Source organism: Pseudomonas sp. RIT357 (assembly GCF_000632245.1).
In the GTDB taxonomy this organism is placed as follows: Bacteria; Pseudomonadota; Gammaproteobacteria; order Pseudomonadales; family Pseudomonadaceae; genus Aquipseudomonas; species Aquipseudomonas sivasensis.
This window is the reverse complement of record NZ_JFYX01000048.1, coordinates 245,743-263,167: the sequence shown is the minus strand read 5'-3', so window position 1 is coordinate 263,167 and position 17,425 is coordinate 245,743. Positions and strand designations below refer to the sequence as shown.

The following is a 17,425-nucleotide window of genomic DNA, read 5'->3' as shown; positions in this document are numbered from 1 at the left end:
CCTTCATGCGCCAGACCCGAATTCCATGCCTCATGATGCGTGGAGGCACCTCCAAGGGCGCTTACTTCCTGGCTGACGATCTACCGCCGGAAGGTAAGCTGCGTGATCAAGTATTGCTGTCCGTCATGGGCTCACCCGATGCACGCCAGATAGATGGCATCGGCGGCGCAAATTCGCTGACCAGCAAGGTCGCCATCATCCGCCGCTCGGATCGCCCGGATGCTGATGTCGATTATCTGTTTGCTCAGGTTTCAGTCGAACAGGCTCAAGTTGATTACGGTCAGAACTGCGGAAACATCCTTGCCGGCGTCGGCCCCTTTTCAATCGAGCGTGAGCTGATCAGCGCAGACGAGTTGTTGACGACCGTGCGGATTTTCATGGTGAACACCGGGCAGATCGCGGTGGCTAAAGTCCCCACTCCAGGCCGCATCGTCGAGTACGCAGGTGATACCCGCATCGACGGTGTTCCTGGCACCAGTGCTTCTCTGATTGTCGAGTTCGAAGACATTGCCGGCTCCAGTTGCGGAGCGCTCTTGCCTACCGGAAATGCCATTGACCGCTTCGATGGCATTGAAGTGACGTGTATCGACAATGGAATGCCTGTTGTGCTGATCAGGGCGACTGATGTGGGGTGCACGGGCGATGAAAACCCCGAGCAACTGGACGCCAACATGGCGCTCAAAGCGTTGCTGGAATCGATCCGGCTGCAGGCGGGCCCGTTGATGAATCTGGGAGATGTGCGCGAGCGCACAGTACCGAAAATGTCCCTGATAGCAGCCCCCCGCAACGGAGGCGCTATTGGCAGCCGTACCTTCATTCCTCACCGCTGTCACACATCAATAGGGGTGTTCGGCGCTGTCAGTGTCGCCTCTGCCTGCCTGATTCAAGGGACAGTCGCGAGCAGTTTGGCCCAAGTAGAAACAGGTGATCGAGTCCAATTGTCTGTCGAGCACCCGACCGGCGAGTTCACGGTGGAGCTGCGTATAATTGACGGTCAGTTAGCCGGTTGCGGGTTGGTGCGCACGGCACGGCTGTTGTTCGAAGGCAACGTGCTCATTCCTGGCGACGTCTGGCAAAAACCGGTGAAATCGTAATGACCACGACCGTATCTATGATCGGCTTCGGCGAAGCCGGTGCCATTCTGGGCGAGGATCTTGCAGCACAGGGCGTGAAGATCTACGCCTATGATCGACTCCTTGAAGACCCGGCCAAACGAGCCGCGCTGCATGAAAAAGCCCAGCGGTGTGGCGTTCAACTGTGCGAGGGTGCTGCTCAAGCGATAGCGCTTGGCGAGTGGATCATTTCAGCCGTCACAGCGGATAACGCACTCGAAGTCGCACTGAACGCGGCGCCACTGATGAAGCCCGGACAACTGTTTATCGACATCAACTCGGTGGCGCCCTCTACGAAGCGGGCAGCAGCCAAAGCGATGGAGCTGCATGGCGTCGATTACATTGATGCCGCAGTCATGGCGCCGGTACCGCCACAACGCTTGAAAACACCCATCCTGTTAGGCGGCCAACACGCCACCCTGGTCGCTGAACGATTAAGCGGGCTAGGCATGAACGTGCGGGTAGTGGCAGATGTGATTGGCGTAGCTTCAGCGATAAAGATGTGTCGAAGCATCATGATCAAAGGCCTGGAAGCGCTCACCACCGAATGCCTGAGTACCGCTCGCCAGTACCATGCCGAGGGTGAGGTGCTGGCGTCATTGCACCAGAGTTTTCCGCAGATGGGTTGGGACAGCGCCCTACCCCACTACTTGATCAGTCGCGTGGCCGAGCACGGTCGGCGTCGCGCAGAGGAAATGAAAGAGGTCGCAAAAACCGCTCGCGACGTCGACGTGGTTCCGAACATGAGCCAAGCCATCGTCAGCGCTCAGCTCGGGCTCGTCGATGCCATGCTTGATGCCGATATTGATTACTCACACCTTGAGCCATTCGACTGGATAAACCTGATCGACACGGTGTATGGCAGCCCAATCGCTCATGAAAGCACTGTCCGGGAAAAGCGGTAACATAGCTTTTTTCCCAGAGTCGCACTCATGGATCTAAAACAGCTCGAATGTTTCGTACGGGTGGCCGAGTTCGGCAGCTTCACCAAGGCCGCCGCCGTACTGAACATTTCTCAGTCGGTCGTTAGCCGTCAGGTCAGGCAGCTTGAAGTCGAGCTGCAGGAGCATCTGCTCTTGCGAAATGGTCGAGGCGTCTTACTGACCGCCTCCGGGCAACGCTTGTTCGATCACGGCAAAGGCATCTTGCGGCAGGTGCAGGTGGCGCGTGAAGACCTGCGCGAACAACGCGATACGTTGTCTGGCAAGGTCGTCGTCGGGCTTCCTCCCAGTATTTCCCGACGCCACACTGTGGCAGTGGTCTCTGCCTTCCGAGAGCGCTTTCCTGACTGCATATTGGGGATCAAAGAAGGCCTGACTCATTCGATGCGCGAGTGGCTGCTCCTGGGTCGCCTCGATTTCGCACTGCTCTTCAATCCTGGCCACAGTGCACAACTGCAGTATGAGCACATACACTCAGAACCATTGATGCTCATAGGTAGCCAGCACTCGAACCTCCCTTCCCAGGTAGCGATGAAAGACTTGGGCCAATACCCTTTAATCACTCCCAGCGAACCTCACTCCATACGCCGCCTCATCGAGAATGAAGCGTCGAGGCATGAGGTGCATCTGAACGTTTGCCTGGAGGTCGATAGCATCCCGTCGCTATTGGAATTGATCAATCTCAACATGGGCTACGGCGTACTGTTTCGCTCGGCCTTGGCCAACGGCGACGGAAAACTCGAAGGACTCAAAGCTGCACAGATCGTTGATCCATCAATCCAGACGCACTTATTTATCGCAACGTTTGAGCAGCGCCCGCTGTCTCGCCTGGCACAACAGACCATGTCATTGGTTCGTGAGATCTGCATAGACTGAATAGACGCATGCAAAATCCGCATAACTGCTAGAGCCTGTGTCTTGTTGTTGTAAGGCGTCGAGGCGGCCACCATCGGCTATCGCTTCCGCTAACGATAATAAAGGACACGAGATGAAAAGCTGCCTCGCCCCTGACGCCAACCCAACAAAACCAAAGCAGCCGCTTCCTGTCGGTGCGTGGGATGCGCACTGCCATGTATTCGGTCCTGCGGCTGATTTCCCTTATGCCGATGATCGTAGCTATACCCCACCAGACGCCCCATTTGAAACATTGCAGGCATTGCACAACCACTTGGGATTCAAGCGCGGTGTAATTGTCCAGGCCAGCTGTCACGGCAGTGACAATCGCGCAATGCTCGACGCTATTGCACGGAGTGAAGGACGGTATCGAGGCGTAGCAATCGTTGACGGCAGCGAAACCGATGAACAGCTTGCCGAGATGGACGCCGGCGGTGTTCGTGGCGTGCGGTTCAACTTCGTTGCACATCTGGGTGGCGCGCCAGACCTGGACGTCTTTGATAGCACTGTGGATCGCCTTGCGGATTTGGGGTGGCATGTCGTCCTGCACCTGGATGCACAAGACATCCTGACTTATGCCGAAAGATTGGCGCGGATACCCGTACCTTTCATCATCGACCACATGGGTCGCGTCAAAGCGCAGGATGGTATTGAGCAGCAGTCCTTCCTGGCATTGCAGCAACTGATGGAAAATCCGCTTGCGTGGGTCAAGGTATGTGGCGCAGAGCGTGTATCGGTCGGGCGGCGACCATTCGAAGATGCCGTTCCGTTCGCGCAGAAGCTGATTGAGCTAGCGCCGGAACGCGTCCTTTGGGGCACTGATTGGCCGCATCCAAACATCAGTAAAGACATGCCAAACGACGGCGGGTTGGTGGATCTGATGTTCAACTTCTGTACCGATCCTCTGCTGCGTCAAAAACTGCTGATCGATAACCCGATGAAGCTCTACGGCCGTTAAGTGCACCCAGCTTTGTTGCACCTCCAAAAATAAGACTTACAGTGAGTGAAAGCCATGAACCCCAGCCCTGCATCTGCTGAGGCAGAAGTAACCCTTCCCGCCAAGGTGAAAACCAAGCCGCCGTTCTATCGCGCGATGTACTTTCAAGTCCTGCTGGGTATTCTCGCGGGAGTCGCCGTCGGCCATTTCTGGCCAACCTTTGCGGCCGATCTCAAGCCGCTGGGCGATGCATTCATCAAGCTGATCAAGATGATCATCGGCCCTGTAGTTTTCTGCACAGTCGTCACCGGCATCGCCGGTATGCGCGACCTGAAAAAGGTCGGTCGGGTCGGCGGGAAAGCACTGCTCTACTTCGAAGTCATTTCGACGGTATCGCTGCTGATAGGCCTTATCGGTGGGCACCTTTTCAATCCAGGGGCAGGCTTCAATGTCGATGTGAATACCCTGGACGCGTCGGCAGTCACCGGGTTCGCCGAGAAAGCTCAGCACATGCACATGGTCGAATTTCTGATGGGGATCATTCCCTCGACGTTTGTGCAGGCCTTTGCCGAAGGTAACGTGCTTTGCATATTGCTGGTCTCCGTGCTCTTCGGGTGCGCGCTGTCAGCCATGGGCGAGAAAGGCAAACCGGTCTACGACATGATCGAAGGGCTGTCCGGCGTGTTCTTTCGCATTGTTCACGTCATCGCCAAGCTTTCCGCCATCGGCGCGTTCGGCGCCATCGCTTTCACCGTCGGTACTTACGGTGTCAGTGCGCTCCTGCCGCTGATGAAACTGGTCGGCAGCTTTTATATCCTGTGTGCATTGTTTGTCATCGTGGTGTTGGGTGGCGTGGCGAAAGTTTGCGGGTTCAGCATCCTGCGCTTTATCGCTTACATCAAAGAGGAGTTGCTGGTCGTGCTTGGCACCAGTTCATCGGAAGTGGTGCTGCCGCAGATCATGGAAAAGATGGAGCGACTCGGGTGCTCTAAGCCCGTCGTCGGGCTGGTCATTCCCACCGGCTACTCCTTCAACCTCGACGGTACCAACATCTATTTGACGATGTCGGTGCTCTTCATCGCTCAAGCGCTGAACATCGACCTGTCACTTTCTCAACAACTGACGTTAGTCATCGTGGCCATGCTCACTTCCAAGGGTGCCAGCGGTGTGTCAGGCGCCGCCTTTGTCATGCTGACCAGCACCTTGATGGTGGTGCCGCTTGTACCGGTGGCAGGCATGGTGTTGATTCTGGGTATCCACCGCTTCATGGGCACCGGACTCGCCATGACTAACCTGGTGGGAAACGGTGTCGCCGCGCTGGTTGTCTCAGCGTGGGAAAAAGAACTGGATCGCGACAAGCTCGCCCAGGAACTTGGCACCAAGCCGTAAACCTTCTGCTCTATCGATCACACCATTTCTAAACAGTCACTGTTCGGTCCAGCACCGAGCAGCGACTCCCTGCGTCAGGAAAATAATAAAAATGAACCGCGCCTTATATGTTGCTTTGCTCACACCTGCACTTATCTCCATCGACACCTCAATGGCCGATGATTTTATCGCGGACAGCAAGATTCGCCTGGAAGCACGAAACTTCTACTACAACGGGGATTTTCGTCAGGGAACGGGCGTATCCAAAAGAGAAGAATGGGCCCAAGGTTTTTTGCTCAACTATGAGTCGGGATACACACCGGGAATCATCGGCTTTGGCGCCGACGCACTGGTGTTTGCAGGTTACAAACTGGATTCGAGCCCAGACCGTTCCGGTAGCGGCCTGCTCCCCAAACGAGCTTCCGGTGAGGCCGTTGATGAATACTCAAAAGCAGGCTATGGCGTCAAACTCAAAGTATCTCAAACATCACTGCGCTACGGCATGTCATTGCCAAAGGTTCCAGTGCTTCAGTACAACAACAGCCGGCTGCTTCCTCAGACGTTCCAGGGCTGGCAGATCAACTCTACCGACGTAGATCGCCTGACCCTGAACCTGGCGCAATTCGATAAGACAATCACACCCGACTCTACCGACCTTCAGGACATAACCCTCGCAGTGAAAGATGGTCGCTATCGTGCAACCGGTATCGGCGACAACTATCGATATGGCGGCGGGACCTACAAGCTGACGCCAGAACTGAGTGCAACGTACTTTTATGGCGAACTTGATGACGTTTACCGTCAGCAGTTCGCTGGATTGATACACAACACGCGCCTCGGCAAAGGCATGTTGACCACTGACCTGCGTGCCTTCTCAAGTCGTGATGTTGGCGCAGCCAAAGCGGGAGAGGTTGATAACCGCGCATATGCTGCCGCGCTCGGCTACGCCTTAGACAATGGGCATAGCGTCATGGCGTCCTACCAAGTCATGGGCGGTGCTACGGGCTTTCCTTACATCAATAACCCCTACCTGCCCAACTACGTTCAATACCACGACTTCGGAAGCGCAGGCGAACGTAGCTGGCAGCTGCGCTATGGCTACGACTTCGCAGCCATGGGTATCCCAGGGTTGAGCTTTTTCACGGCCTATATCCGGGGAGACGGCCTGAAGACGGTCGGTGCCGAGAAAGAGTGGGAACGTGATGTGGACGTAAACTACGCCTTCCAGGGATCGTTAAAGGGGTTCTCTGTGCGATTACGGAATGCAACCTATCGAAGTGACGCTGCCAGAGATATTGACGAGACACGCTTGATCGCAAGCTACTTGTTCACATCCTTTTAAACTTGGATCGAGTATCGATGTAAAGAAGTCAGTTCGAACGGGTCAAGTGATCTTGTAAGCCGGCTAAGGTTTCACGCCGCAAGCTTTTCCCTGACGTCGGGTGACCGAGAGTCGTTGAAGCTTTGAGGCCTGGCGATTTGTAGCGCGATACGCAGCGCCACACATCCGCTCGGGCCTCATGCTCCGATCTGTAGCCAGTTTGGGGACCCACTCTGAATTCAAACGACCAAAGTAGTGCCTCATCGGAGCGTTGCACCCAACACTCCCCTTTATCGCTCATGCTCTGCCTGAGCCGATCTTGCCCAAGGTACGACGCACACAGACTTCGAAGCGCTGTGATGCTTGAACGCCAAAAACTCTGTCCCGCTGAACTTACCTGTGAGCGATTAGGCAATTGCATTCTTGGTTAAGACGGTCGGTTCGGGTATCCCCATGAACCTTCTGACTCTCTCAGCAGAGTCCGCTTCTCGAATCTCTTGGGGAGAAGCATCAAGCTGGATTTTTCCATTTTCCATGAAAATGACTCGGTGAGAAATTGACATCGCGAACTCCATTTCGTGGGTGACGATCAGCAATGTCATGCCGTCATCAGCCAATCCCTTGATCACCTCCAGCACTTCTCCAACCAGCTCTGGATCCAGTGCTGAAGTGGGCTCATCGAACAGCATGATGTCTGGCGACATCGCCAGCGCACGTGCAATTGCCACTCGTTGCTGCTGACCTCCTGAAAGCTGATGCGGGTACTTGTGGGCATGCTCAAGCAGTCCAATGCGATCAAGGAGGGAATAGGCGTTAAGCTGACATTCATTCTTCGAGCCGCCGTGATGCAACGGTGCGAGCGTTACGTTATCGACCAGCGTTCGATGGGGGAACAAGTTGAAGCTTTGGAAAACCATTCCTATGTGTTTTACGCGTCGCCGAAAGGCACGCAGGTTACCGCCATCCAGTGTGTCCTTTTCGATGAAGTCGGCGCCAAAGAGCTTGATGCTTCCCTTATCAATTTTTTCCAGCCCGTTAATGGTTCTGATAAGAGAGGTTTTGCCTGAACCAGATGGGCCAATGATGGAAAGAACCTCGCCCTTTCTGATCGACAAGTCGATTCCTTTCAGAACCTCATGACTCCCATAGCTCTTATGCAAATCCTGAAGATGCAGCACTGTATCGCCCTCGTATGAACGGCGCAGGCTTTCCTGTTTAAAGTTCTCCGTGGATTTTCTTAAAGCGTTGGCCTGTTCACTACCCAGGGTATGCGGCTTACGCAGGCTAAGATCCAGTGAGCGCTCGAAACGCTCAAGCATGTATCCGAACACCGTAACGATTAACACGTAATACACCGCAACAGCTGCCAACGTCTCCATCACCAAAAAATTCTGGGAGTACAAGCGCTGACCGACCGTGAGAATCTCTGTGAGGGAGATGACGGATGCCAGCGATGTCAGTTTTACGATGGTGACGTATTCGTTGATCATCGTCGGCAGCGATATACGAATGGCCTGAGGGATGACAATAAGCCATTGCGCGCCGACCGTACCGATGGCCAGCGCCTTTCCGGCCTCCTTTTGCCCCTTGGCAACAGAAATCAGTCCCCCTCGATGAATCTCAGCCATGTACGCCGCTTCGGTGATCACAAGGGCAATGAGGCCCGAATAAAACGGATTCGAAAGCAGTCCACCGGAAGAAGGAATCAGTTGCGGTAGGTTGTAGGTAAAAACGATCAAGACCAACAGGGGAACGCTGCGGAAAAACCATATGTACACCGAAGCTGAGCCGCGAAGTAATGGGGAACTCGACATTTTGGCCAATGCCAGAAGAAACCCCAGAAGACCGCCCAGCAGCCATGCCGCAGTACTGAGCTTGATGACCTGAAGACAGGCTACCCAAAACGAATCCACCGCGAAGAGGGAGACGAAGTAACTCCAATCAAATGACATAGTTGCCCCTTGATAACGCCACCGCTATAAACAGCGGTGGGCTATGCTTGTTATTCTGAGATGGGTTCAAGGCTGTACTTTTTGAGGATGATCTCGTATTCGCCGCTTGCTCTGCTTAGCGACAATGCTTTCATCAGAGCTGTGTGCGTGGCGCTGTTGCCTTTCTTGACGAAGATCCCCAGAGTTTCAGGGTAAATGAGTTCTTTAGAGCTGATGACTACTCGACCTTTGGTTCGCTCGGAAATGATGTGAGCCGCACCTGCGATCTCTACTTGAGCCTGCACGTTGCCGGAAAGCAACGCTTGGGTCGCCTCTGGCGCAGATGGATACTCGCTCACCATCACTGCGGCTTTATTATTGGGTATGCAGTATGCCTCAGACAGTTTTTGCAGCTTCGGAAGCCACGAGTTCCCTTGCTCCAATCCAATTTTTTTGCCACATAGATCTTCCGGAGATTGAGGCTGAAATACGCTGTCCCGTGCCACTAAAATGGCTGATCCTGTTTTGGCGTAGGGAATGACCAGCGCCTGGGTCTGACGCTCGGCTGTGATGTACATACCTGAGATAATCGCGTCGTATTTTCCCGCGTTGAGTCCGTTGATCAGGCTCAGAAACTTTGTGTCGATGAACTCCACTTTCCTGTCCAAAGACTTTCCTATCGAAGCGGCAAGCTCAGGGTCCGCCCCCACAATATTGTTCTCGGCGTCGTAGTATTCAAACGGTGGGTAGGTGATCTCCATGCCAAACTTCAAAGGAGATTTTTCTTCAGCGTGGACTAGCGGCACTCCAAATCCAATGACTGCAACTAAAGAAAAGCTTTTCACGAGGGCGTGCTTGTTCATGGCGTTTCCATTATTGAGAGGGCAGGAACGAAAAGGGCTCTTATATTTTTCTTGTTATGCGCAATAACGGATATAGCAGAAGCCTATTTTTAAACCTATCACTACGCAATCAACGACAGTAGTAATCTTTTTGAGAGGAAATTATGTGCAACCCACCCTGCCAGGCCAGTTCCACGATCCCGTGATCATAATCGCCTGCAAACGTATCATAAGTTTTTTTACACATATGCGGATCCGGAGTAACAATATTTTTATTCATACTGCGGATTTGCACATGTATCTGGCAGGCGCGCTCTAACATATAAATACTGTGAAAAGCTTCGCCAATAGTCCGCCCGCCGACGATGATTCCGTGATTTCGCAAGAGCATGGCGTTGGAATCACCAAGGCTATTAATCATATTTTGCTGTTCCAATTTGGTATCTATGAAAGAGCCGTAGGTGTGGTATTTGAGTTGCTCGTAAAACTTCATTGCATGCTGAGACAATGGCGGCAACCCTTCTTCAAGTGCCGAAACTGTAATTCCTGCCGCAGTGTGGGTATGTATTACGCAGGCCATATCGGGCCGGGCATTATGAATCGAAGAGTGGATCAAGGCACCTGCGATGTTCATCGCTTCGGACGTACCATTGGTACCAACACACAGTCCATCGAATCCAACTTTCACAAGATCACTCGCCTGCATCTTTTCAAACGGCACACCGTAGCGATTGATGAGAAAGACTCCCGGTTCTCCAGGAATGCATGCCGAGGCATGGGAGTCGACGAGGTCTGTCATGCGGTAGTAGGCCAGTAGACGGAAAAGAGCCGCAAGGTCACAACGAGTTGACCACTCCTGCGCGCTGATACCTTCGAGTGTGTTCATTTATTGGGCGCTCTCACAGTGTTGTTATTGGCTGACACCATATGAAATTAACTTTTCAGTGCCTATTCGCATTTTGTTATATTGGGTATTGGGCAAACCAATACGAGTACTATTTCATGGGTTTCCGACCGACCACCGCGATAAATTCCGGCGAATTGCGTTCTGTGAGCGAACGAATGGACTGGAATCTGCTGAAAACATTTTGTGTCGTGGCGATCGAGAAAAGCATAAGCAAGGGAGCAGCACGGCTAAATTTGTCTCAGCCCGCCGTGAGTCAGGCGATCAAACGCCTGGAGGAACAGCTTGGAGCTACGTTGATCGAGAGGGATAGTCACAGATTTGAAATTACCGAAGTAGGAATTTCGCTTTTAAAGATCGCTCTAGCGGCCAGAAAAAATATTCAGGAAGTTGATGCAGTCCTGAATGAAAAACGAGGCAACATTAAAGGCGCCATACGCATACTCACGGTCAGCGGTGTAAATTCCCCACTGTACGACAAAGTTTTACGAGAAATGCATTCGGACTTTCCAGAGGTCACATTCAACATTGAAGTTGCAACCACTCAGGAAATAATCAGCGCAATACAACGCAACGTAGTTCCGTTTGGCATTGGAATCAGTCAGCCCGGGGAGGTTGACATAAAACAATCCATACTTACCCGCGAGGAGACATTTTTCTACTGCAGTAACTATCACCCACTTTTCAACGAAGAGTCGGTGACACTTGATCAAATCAAAGCCACAAAACTGGTCAGTTTTTCAGGGGAGTCCTTGGGAGGCACCCTATCTAAGTTGTCTGAGCACTATGGCAGTCATTATATACACCAGCAGATATCTGCCTCATCAGCGAATACGGCAGAGATGTTGCGGCTTGTACTGGCGGGGATAGGGATAGGTTCTCTCCCCGAGCACCTAGGTAGGGAGTATGAGGAGCGAGGGCTTCTGCGAAAGCTCCTACCAGAAACGAGCGTTTGTGAGGTCTTGATTGTAATGATGTGGAGCCCCCATCAAGTACACACTGAAGCCGAGGCTATTTTTCTCGACAGAATGCGGGCTGCATTAAACTTGGAGTGATATCGGCAATATCAGAAATAAGCCATGGATCATCAAGCTTTGCATATTGGCTCAACTTGCATAAGCCGCAGAAGTCGACGACGCTAAAGTAGTCGCAGCCGTGTTTTCATTAAGGGCGGCGCCTCAAAGCTACCTCCTGCTTCGCTTTACGTCTCCAAACCGCCATCAGTAACCCATCAATGACCAAATCGCTGGTCATCTGCGACGTCATTGACCAGCCAACGACTTAACGAGAAAACAGATCCAGCACCACAGCCAAATATAGGCAGCGCTCATACGTGCGAATGCAGGTGATGTCCGGCGATCCGGACAGTCTCCAGGCTCCCTCAGGCACGCTGTTCATCTGATCATTTCCGTCTTGGCCTGCCGTTCAATACTCAATGATATCCATGGCGGCAGTTTCCCCGCGATGCACCTGCGGCGCTGCCAAACACAAGGTATTGCGCCCCAGGCCCTTGGCTTCATACAGAGCGGCATCTGCCCGCGCAAGCAGGCTGGCCGTGGTGTCATCCGGGTTTGGCACCACGCAGCAGACTCCGATACTGATGCGCGCCGAGATGGCTGCCTCGCCAAACCGAGCCGGTGAACCAGCGACCGATGCGCGCAATTCGTCCAGAACCTTCACCGCGTCTTCGGGGCTGGTGCGGGGAAGTAACACCAGGAATTCCTCACCCCCATAGCGACCAATACTGTCGGACTCACGAATTCGCTGGGTGAGATGATTGACGCAATGGCAAATCACCTCATCGCCCGCCAGGTGTCCATACACATCATTGATCTGCTTGAAATGGTCGATGTCGACCATCGCCACGGCCAGGTAGGCAGCGTCTCGGCGCGCGCGCTCCAACTCTTTGGAAAACTGTTCCAGCACGGCTCTGCGATTGAGAATACCGGTCAGCACGTCCCGTAACGCCAGGCGCTGGAATAACGACTCGCTGCGTTCTTTGGCCAGCAGCACCAGTCCGAGGGAGATCATCATCGCGGTGAACGTGCCGATACTGACGGAGATGGTTTGCTTGAGGTTGCTGACGTCATAGCGCATCTCGGCGGCTCCCCCGCCGATGATGGCGACCACCCGCATGCCAAGGCCGATCAGGCTGATACTTGATCCGATGATCAACAGCATGCGCGCACGCCCCTGAGCGGGTATGTAGCGGCGCGTCCAATAGATGATCAAGGCGCATTGCACCATCAACACCAGCGTGGCGGCGAGCATGCGCGGTTCCAAGGTGTCGATCAGGCTTGCCATCAAGGCAAGCATCAAGGCAGCAGGCGCAAATATCCGCCACCAGGAGACGCGCAACTCAACGATCCGAAAGATGCTGGCCCCATAAAAAGCCAGCGCCACCGCCAGCAATGTGTTGGCAGCCCCATAGGTCAACCACAACGGGGCGTGGCCGAACAAGGTGTATCCAATGTACGCCAGGGCATGTGCCGCCAAACCAAAGCCAATGGTCAGCAAGCCGTCGCGCTGGTTGAACTGGCCGACCAATATCAGACAAAACGCCATGATCGTCGCCACTAAGGCGACGCAGGCAAAAAGCGTGGGGGTATGGGCAATCATGACGTCTCACCAGGCGCTGTCAGGAGCAGCTCTGGTGCAGTTTAGTTGAGTAGGCTGTCAGTTTGTCGGCCATCTGCAGCCTTGTCTTCGCGCCTGTCAGGGCAGCGCTCAGATACTCAAGAGCTCGGCTACGGGCAGTCGATTGGTAGTCTTCATTTCTCGCAGGGACAGGTTCGAGCGAATACTCGAAACGCCAGGAAGCTTCCTGAGTACTTTTTCGACAAAGCGGCTGTAGCTGTCCAAGTCCCGTGCAACCACCTCAAGTAGAAAGTCCGCCTCGCCTGTTGTGTTATGGCAACTCAAAACCTGAGGTGCCGCCTGAATAATCTTTTCAAACGTTGCCGTGGCTTCTTCGCTGTGATCGGTGCAAGAGATCTGGACAAACGCCTTCAGGCCCAGCCCTAGTTTCTTTCGATTGAGAATGGCTTGGTATCCCTCGATAACCCCGCACTCTTCAAGCCGGCGTTGCTTGCGCCAGCAGGACGCTTCGCTGAGGGACAGCTGTTCAGCCAGCTTGACGTTCGACAGCTTGCCGTCGCGCTGCAAACGTTCCGATATTGCAATGTCCGCCTTATCAAGCTGCTCAAGCATGAAATAACTCCTCAAATTAAGACTTAAAAATGAAGGTTAATTTCAATTTCCGGGTGACGTCAATTGCAACTTGAAGGGTAATTTCAAGGGGTTCATCCATAATGGAAATGCCTGGTTCGTGACACTTCAACGTCACATCGCCCATCCAAACATAGGTCATTTGAATGAAAGCAGTCGTCTACGAAGCCTTTTCCAAGCCGCCGCGCCTGATGAACGTGGCAGACCCGTCCCCGGAACGTCATGGTGTGGTTATCCAGGTGCTTGGCACAGGGGTATGTCGCAGCGACTGGCATGGTTGGAAAGGTCATGACCCCGACATTGAGCTGCCCCATGTACCGGGTCATGAGCTGGCGGGCATCGTGGCCGAGGTGGGCAACGACGTCACGCAATGGAAGGTCGGCGACCGTGTGACCGTGCCGTTCGTGGGCGGATGTGGTGCCTGCGCCGAGTGCAATAGCGGCAATCAGCAGGTATGCCACACGCAGTTCCAGCCAGGCTTTACTCATTGGGGTTCTTTTGCCGAATACGTCGGTATCCATCAGGCCGATCTGAACCTGGTCGCGTTGCCTGAGAGCATGGATTTCGCTACCGCTGCAAGTCTGGGTTGTCGATTCGCCACCTCGTTCCGCGCAGTCGTTGACCAAGGAAAAGTCAGTGCCGGTCAATGGGTCGCGGTTCACGGTTGCGGAGGCGTAGGCCTGTCTGCCGTGATGATCGCGCAAGCCATTGGCGCGAACGTGATCGCCATCGATATTTCCCAGGACAAACTCGACCTGGCACGCGCGCTCGGCGCTGTCGCCACGATCAATGCCCAGTGCGTGGCGGACGTCGCCGAAGCCGTGCTGGAAATTACTCAGGGCGGTGCCCACGTATCGCTGGACGCATTGGGCCACCCAACCACCTGCTTCAACTCCATCAACAACCTGCGCCGTCGCGGCAAGCACGTTCAGGTGGGGCTGATGCTCGCTGATCACGCCACGCCGGCAATCCCCATGAGCAAGGTCATCGCCCACGAACTTGAGATCTACGGGAGCCACGGCATGCAAGCGCACCGCTATGACGCCATGATCGAGATGATCACCTCCGGCAAGCTGGCGCCTGAAAAGCTCGTGGGCAAGACCATCAGCCTGGAGCAGTCGATCGACGCATTGATCCATATGGACCGGTTTGAGACGGCGGGCGTCACCGTCATCACCGAGTTTTAATGCATGGCGCCACGTTGAGCCGCGCTGAATTCACTAAAAATCCAGCGTTCACATGGGTGATCGCGCCCGCTGAAAACACGCGGACACCCTCCCCCTTACTGACTCAGCGATAGACCGGAAAACGACGGCACAGCGCGACCACGTGTTCGCGCACATGCTGCCCGACCTTGTCGCTGTCGCCGTTTTCCAGTGCGTCCAGCACGTCGCACAACCAGCCAGCCACTTGCTTGCAAGTCTCCACGTCAAACCCGCGGGTGGTCACCGCCGGGGTGCCGATGCGAAGGCCGGAGGTCACAAACGGTGAGCGCGGGTCATTGGGCACCGAGTTTTTGTTGGTGGTGATGTAGGCACGGCTCAGCGCCGCGTCGGCGTCCTTGCCGGTGTAGGGTTTGTCGGACAGGTCGATCAGCATCATGTGGTTGTCGGTGCCGCCCGACACGATTTTGTACCCGCGCTGTTGCAACACTCCGGCCATGGCCCTGGCGTTGATTACCACGCGGGTCTGGTAGACGCTGAACTCCGGCGTAAGCGCCTCCTTGAATGCCACGGCCTTGGCCGCGATCTGGTGCATCAGCGGGCCGCCCTGCACGCCGGGAAACACCGCGGAGTCGAGCTTTTTGTAGAAAGCTTCATCCTGACCTTTGGACAAAATCAAACCGCCCCGAGGCCCGCGCAGGGTTTTGTGCGTGGTGCTGGTGACCACATGCGCATGGGGAAGTGGGTCCGGGTATTCGCCCGCAGCGACCAGCCCGGCGACATGGGCCATATCGACCCAGAAAATCGCCCCGACCTTGTCGGCAATGCTGCGCATGCGTGCCCAGTCCTTGTAGCGCGAATACGCGGAAAAACCACCGATCAACATTTTGGGGCGCGCTTGCAGCGCGATTCGCTCCATCTCGTCATAGTCGAGAAAGCCGGTTTCCGGGTTCAGTCCGTAAGGCACGATGGTGTAGTGACGCCCCGAGAAGTTGGCGGGGTTGCCGTGGGTCAAATGACCGCCCTGGGCCAGGTTCATGCCCATCACCGTATCGCCGGGGTTGATCAGTGCGAGGAAGACCGCCGCGTTGGCCTGGGCGCCCGCATGGGGTTGCACGTTGGCGTAGTCGCAGTTGAACAGCGCCTTGACCCGCTTGATGGCCAGCCGCTCGGCGACGTCGACGTACTCGCAGCCGCTGTAATAGCGCTTGCCGGGGTAGCCTTCGGCGTACTTGTTGGTGAGCACCGAGCTCTGGGTTTTCATCACCAGCGGGCTGGCATAGTTTTCCGAGGCTATCAGCTCGATATGGTCTTCCTGACGATGTGCTTCGTTCTGAATGGATTCATACAGCTCAGGGTCGAAAGCGTTCAGGGTCAGCGTCGAGTCGTACATGTGCAAAGTGTCCTTGGTCAAGAATTCAAACGGTCGGTGACAGCAGGCGCGTGGTGCGCACGGCGATGTCTTCGATCTGTGCGTCATTGCAGGTCAGCGGCGGCATCAGGCGCACGGTGGTGCCCCGTCTGACGGTGATCAGCAGACGTTGTCGCAACCGTTTCGGCCTGTGGGGCCACCGTCTTTTCACAGCGCGGCAACTGCCCATTGAGCACGACGTAGGCTGCCAGGCCGATGACCAGGCCCCAGAACGCGCCGCCGATGCCCAGCACGGTGATATTGGCCGCGCAGGCCAGAAAGGTGATCAGCGACGCTTCCCGGGATTTCACGTCCGCCATGGCATTGGCCAGGCTCGCGCCGAGTGTGCCCAACAGCGCCAGCCCGGCCAGGGTGGTGATGAAGGTCGCCGGGAAGGCCATGAACACCGCGGCCAGGGTCACGCCGAAGATCCCCACCAGGATGTAGAAGATGCCCGCGGCCACGCCTGCGACCCAGCGCTTGGACGGGTCTTCGGAGGCTTCCTTGCCCGTGCAGATGGCGGCCGTGATGGCGGCGATGTTGAAGGCATGGGAACCGAACGGCGCCATCAGCAGAGAACCTAGCCCGGTCACGCTGAGGATAGGGTTGGCACTGGTGTTGAAGCCGTCACTGCGCAGCACCAGCATGCCCGGCATGTACTGCCCCGTGAGGGTGATCAGAAAAAGCGGCAGCGCGACGCTCAACAACGCATTGACCGAGAACTCGGGGCGTGTGAACACCGGAGTCGCGAACTCCAGCGCCAATCCCGTGAAGTTAACGCGCTCCTGCATCAGCAAAAAGCCAAGCCCCAGCACCAGAATGCCGACCACCGCGTAGCGCGCACTCAAGCGCTTGAACAGGATGTAGGCGCCGATCAACACGCCGACCAATAGCGGGTCGACGCTCATGCTGGCGAACGCACCGATACCGAACTGCAGCAGGATGCCGCCCAACAAGCCCGCTGCCACACCTGGCGGGATCAGCCGCACGGCTTTCTCAAAGTAACCGGACACGCCCAACAGCACGAACGCTGCCGCCGAAATCATGTAGGCGCCGATGGCCTCGGCGTAGGGCGTGGTCCCCAGGGCGACGATCAAAAACGCCGCCGCAGGCGTCGACCAGGCGGTGATGATCGGCTCGCGGCTCACCCAACTGAGAAACAGCCCGGTCACCCCTACCCCGATCGACACAGACCAAACCCACGACGCCGTCAACTCAGGGCTGAGCCCGGCAACCTTGGCGGCCTGAAACACCAGGATGAACGTGCCGCCGTAATTGACGATCACTGAAATCAACCCGGCAACCACCGGGTGCAGCAGGTCCCGCAGATGCACGGACGAGAGGGATTGAGTAGATGACATAGGTTTTGGCTC

The 17,425-nt window shown here is 55.3% G+C and carries 15 protein-coding genes and 1 pseudogene; 8 read left to right on the top strand and 8 right to left on the bottom strand.

Translation table 11 applies throughout. From position 1 onward, the window contains the following. Window positions 1-5: 5 nt before the first annotated feature. The 6 genes from BW43_RS01495 (at window position 6) to BW43_RS01520 (ending at window position 6,594) form a co-directional block, all read left to right on the top strand. Window positions 6-1,094, top strand: a complete 1,089-nt coding sequence (locus tag BW43_RS01495) for a 4-oxalomesaconate tautomerase (protein ID WP_032891425.1) — start codon at window positions 6-8, stop codon at window positions 1,092-1,094. Next, window positions 1,094-2,017, top strand: a complete 924-nt coding sequence (locus BW43_RS01500) for an NAD(P)-dependent oxidoreductase (protein ID WP_032891423.1) — start codon at window positions 1,094-1,096, stop codon at window positions 2,015-2,017. The genes BW43_RS01495 and BW43_RS01500 overlap by 1 nt, the downstream gene beginning before the upstream one ends. A 27-nt stretch (window positions 2,018-2,044) precedes the next feature. Then, window positions 2,045-2,929 carry a LysR family transcriptional regulator gene (locus BW43_RS01505; protein WP_032891421.1) on the top strand — a complete coding sequence of 295 codons (885 nt, stop codon included), beginning with the start codon at window positions 2,045-2,047 and terminating at the stop codon, window positions 2,927-2,929. Window positions 2,930-3,041: 112 nt separating this feature from the next. Continuing rightward, a complete protein-coding gene (locus BW43_RS01510) occupies window positions 3,042-3,905 on the top strand; it encodes an amidohydrolase (protein WP_032891419.1) in 864 nt (287 codons plus the stop codon). Between the two features lie 54 nt (window positions 3,906-3,959). Beyond that, window positions 3,960-5,273, top strand: a complete 1,314-nt coding sequence (locus BW43_RS01515) for a dicarboxylate/amino acid:cation symporter (RefSeq protein WP_050442880.1) — start codon at window positions 3,960-3,962, stop codon at window positions 5,271-5,273. A gap of 91 nt (window positions 5,274-5,364) precedes the next feature. Continuing rightward, entirely contained in the window at window positions 5,365-6,594 is a 1,230-nt protein-coding gene (locus BW43_RS01520; protein ID WP_032891418.1) for an OprD family porin, read from the top strand. A gap of 386 nt (window positions 6,595-6,980) precedes the next feature. On the opposite strand, the gene BW43_RS01525 is transcribed toward BW43_RS01520, so the two are convergent. The 3 genes from BW43_RS01525 to BW43_RS01535 all read right to left on the bottom strand — a co-directional run bounded on the left by BW43_RS01525 (window position 6,981) and on the right by BW43_RS01535 (window position 10,232). Further along, complete coding sequence (locus BW43_RS01525; RefSeq protein WP_032891416.1) at window positions 6,981-8,525, bottom strand: amino acid ABC transporter permease/ATP-binding protein; 1,545 nt, start codon at window positions 8,523-8,525, stop codon at window positions 6,981-6,983. Between the two features lie 50 nt (window positions 8,526-8,575). After that, window positions 8,576-9,367 (bottom strand): ABC transporter substrate-binding protein, encoded by a 792-nt coding sequence (locus BW43_RS01530; protein WP_032891415.1) that lies wholly within the window; start codon window positions 9,365-9,367, stop codon window positions 8,576-8,578. Window positions 9,368-9,476: 109 nt separating this feature from the next. Next, window positions 9,477-10,232 carry a class II aldolase/adducin family protein gene (locus BW43_RS01535; RefSeq protein WP_032891414.1) on the bottom strand — a complete coding sequence of 252 codons (756 nt, stop codon included), beginning with the start codon at window positions 10,230-10,232 and terminating at the stop codon, window positions 9,477-9,479. A 176-nt stretch (window positions 10,233-10,408) separates the two neighbouring features. Between BW43_RS01535 and BW43_RS01540 the strand changes: the two genes are divergently transcribed. Next, window positions 10,409-11,305 (top strand): LysR family transcriptional regulator, encoded by an 897-nt coding sequence (locus BW43_RS01540; RefSeq protein ID WP_032891518.1) that lies wholly within the window; start codon window positions 10,409-10,411, stop codon window positions 11,303-11,305. Window positions 11,306-11,435: 130 nt separating this feature from the next. Here the strand turns inward: BW43_RS01540 and BW43_RS29150 are convergent. The 3 genes and pseudogenes from BW43_RS29150 to BW43_RS01550 all read right to left on the bottom strand — a co-directional run. Continuing rightward, window positions 11,436-11,603 (bottom strand): annotated as a pseudogene (locus BW43_RS29150) (DDE-type integrase/transposase/recombinase); the annotation flags it as partial. A gap of 72 nt (window positions 11,604-11,675) precedes the next feature. Next, window positions 11,676-12,869, bottom strand: coding sequence for a GGDEF domain-containing protein (locus BW43_RS01545; RefSeq protein WP_050442879.1), 1,194 nt, complete (start codon window positions 12,867-12,869; stop codon window positions 11,676-11,678). 108 nt (window positions 12,870-12,977) lie between these two features. Beyond that, window positions 12,978-13,460, bottom strand: coding sequence for an Lrp/AsnC family transcriptional regulator (locus BW43_RS01550; RefSeq protein WP_032891412.1), 483 nt, complete (start codon window positions 13,458-13,460; stop codon window positions 12,978-12,980). A 164-nt stretch (window positions 13,461-13,624) separates the two neighbouring features. Here BW43_RS01550 and BW43_RS01555 point away from each other — a divergent pair, with 164 nt between their 5' ends. Then, entirely contained in the window at window positions 13,625-14,665 is a 1,041-nt protein-coding gene (locus tag BW43_RS01555) for a zinc-dependent alcohol dehydrogenase family protein (RefSeq protein WP_032891411.1), read from the top strand. A 103-nt stretch (window positions 14,666-14,768) separates the two neighbouring features. Here the strand turns inward: BW43_RS01555 and glyA are convergent, their stop codons facing one another. Both glyA and BW43_RS01565 read right to left on the bottom strand, forming a co-directional pair. Beyond that, a complete protein-coding gene (gene glyA, locus BW43_RS01560; protein ID WP_032891410.1) occupies window positions 14,769-16,034 on the bottom strand; it encodes a serine hydroxymethyltransferase in 1,266 nt (421 codons plus the stop codon). A gap of 83 nt (window positions 16,035-16,117) precedes the next feature. Beyond that, window positions 16,118-17,413 (bottom strand): benzoate/H(+) symporter BenE family transporter, encoded by a 1,296-nt coding sequence (locus BW43_RS01565; protein ID WP_081797904.1) that lies wholly within the window; start codon window positions 17,411-17,413, stop codon window positions 16,118-16,120. Window positions 17,414-17,425: the final 12 nt, after the last annotated feature.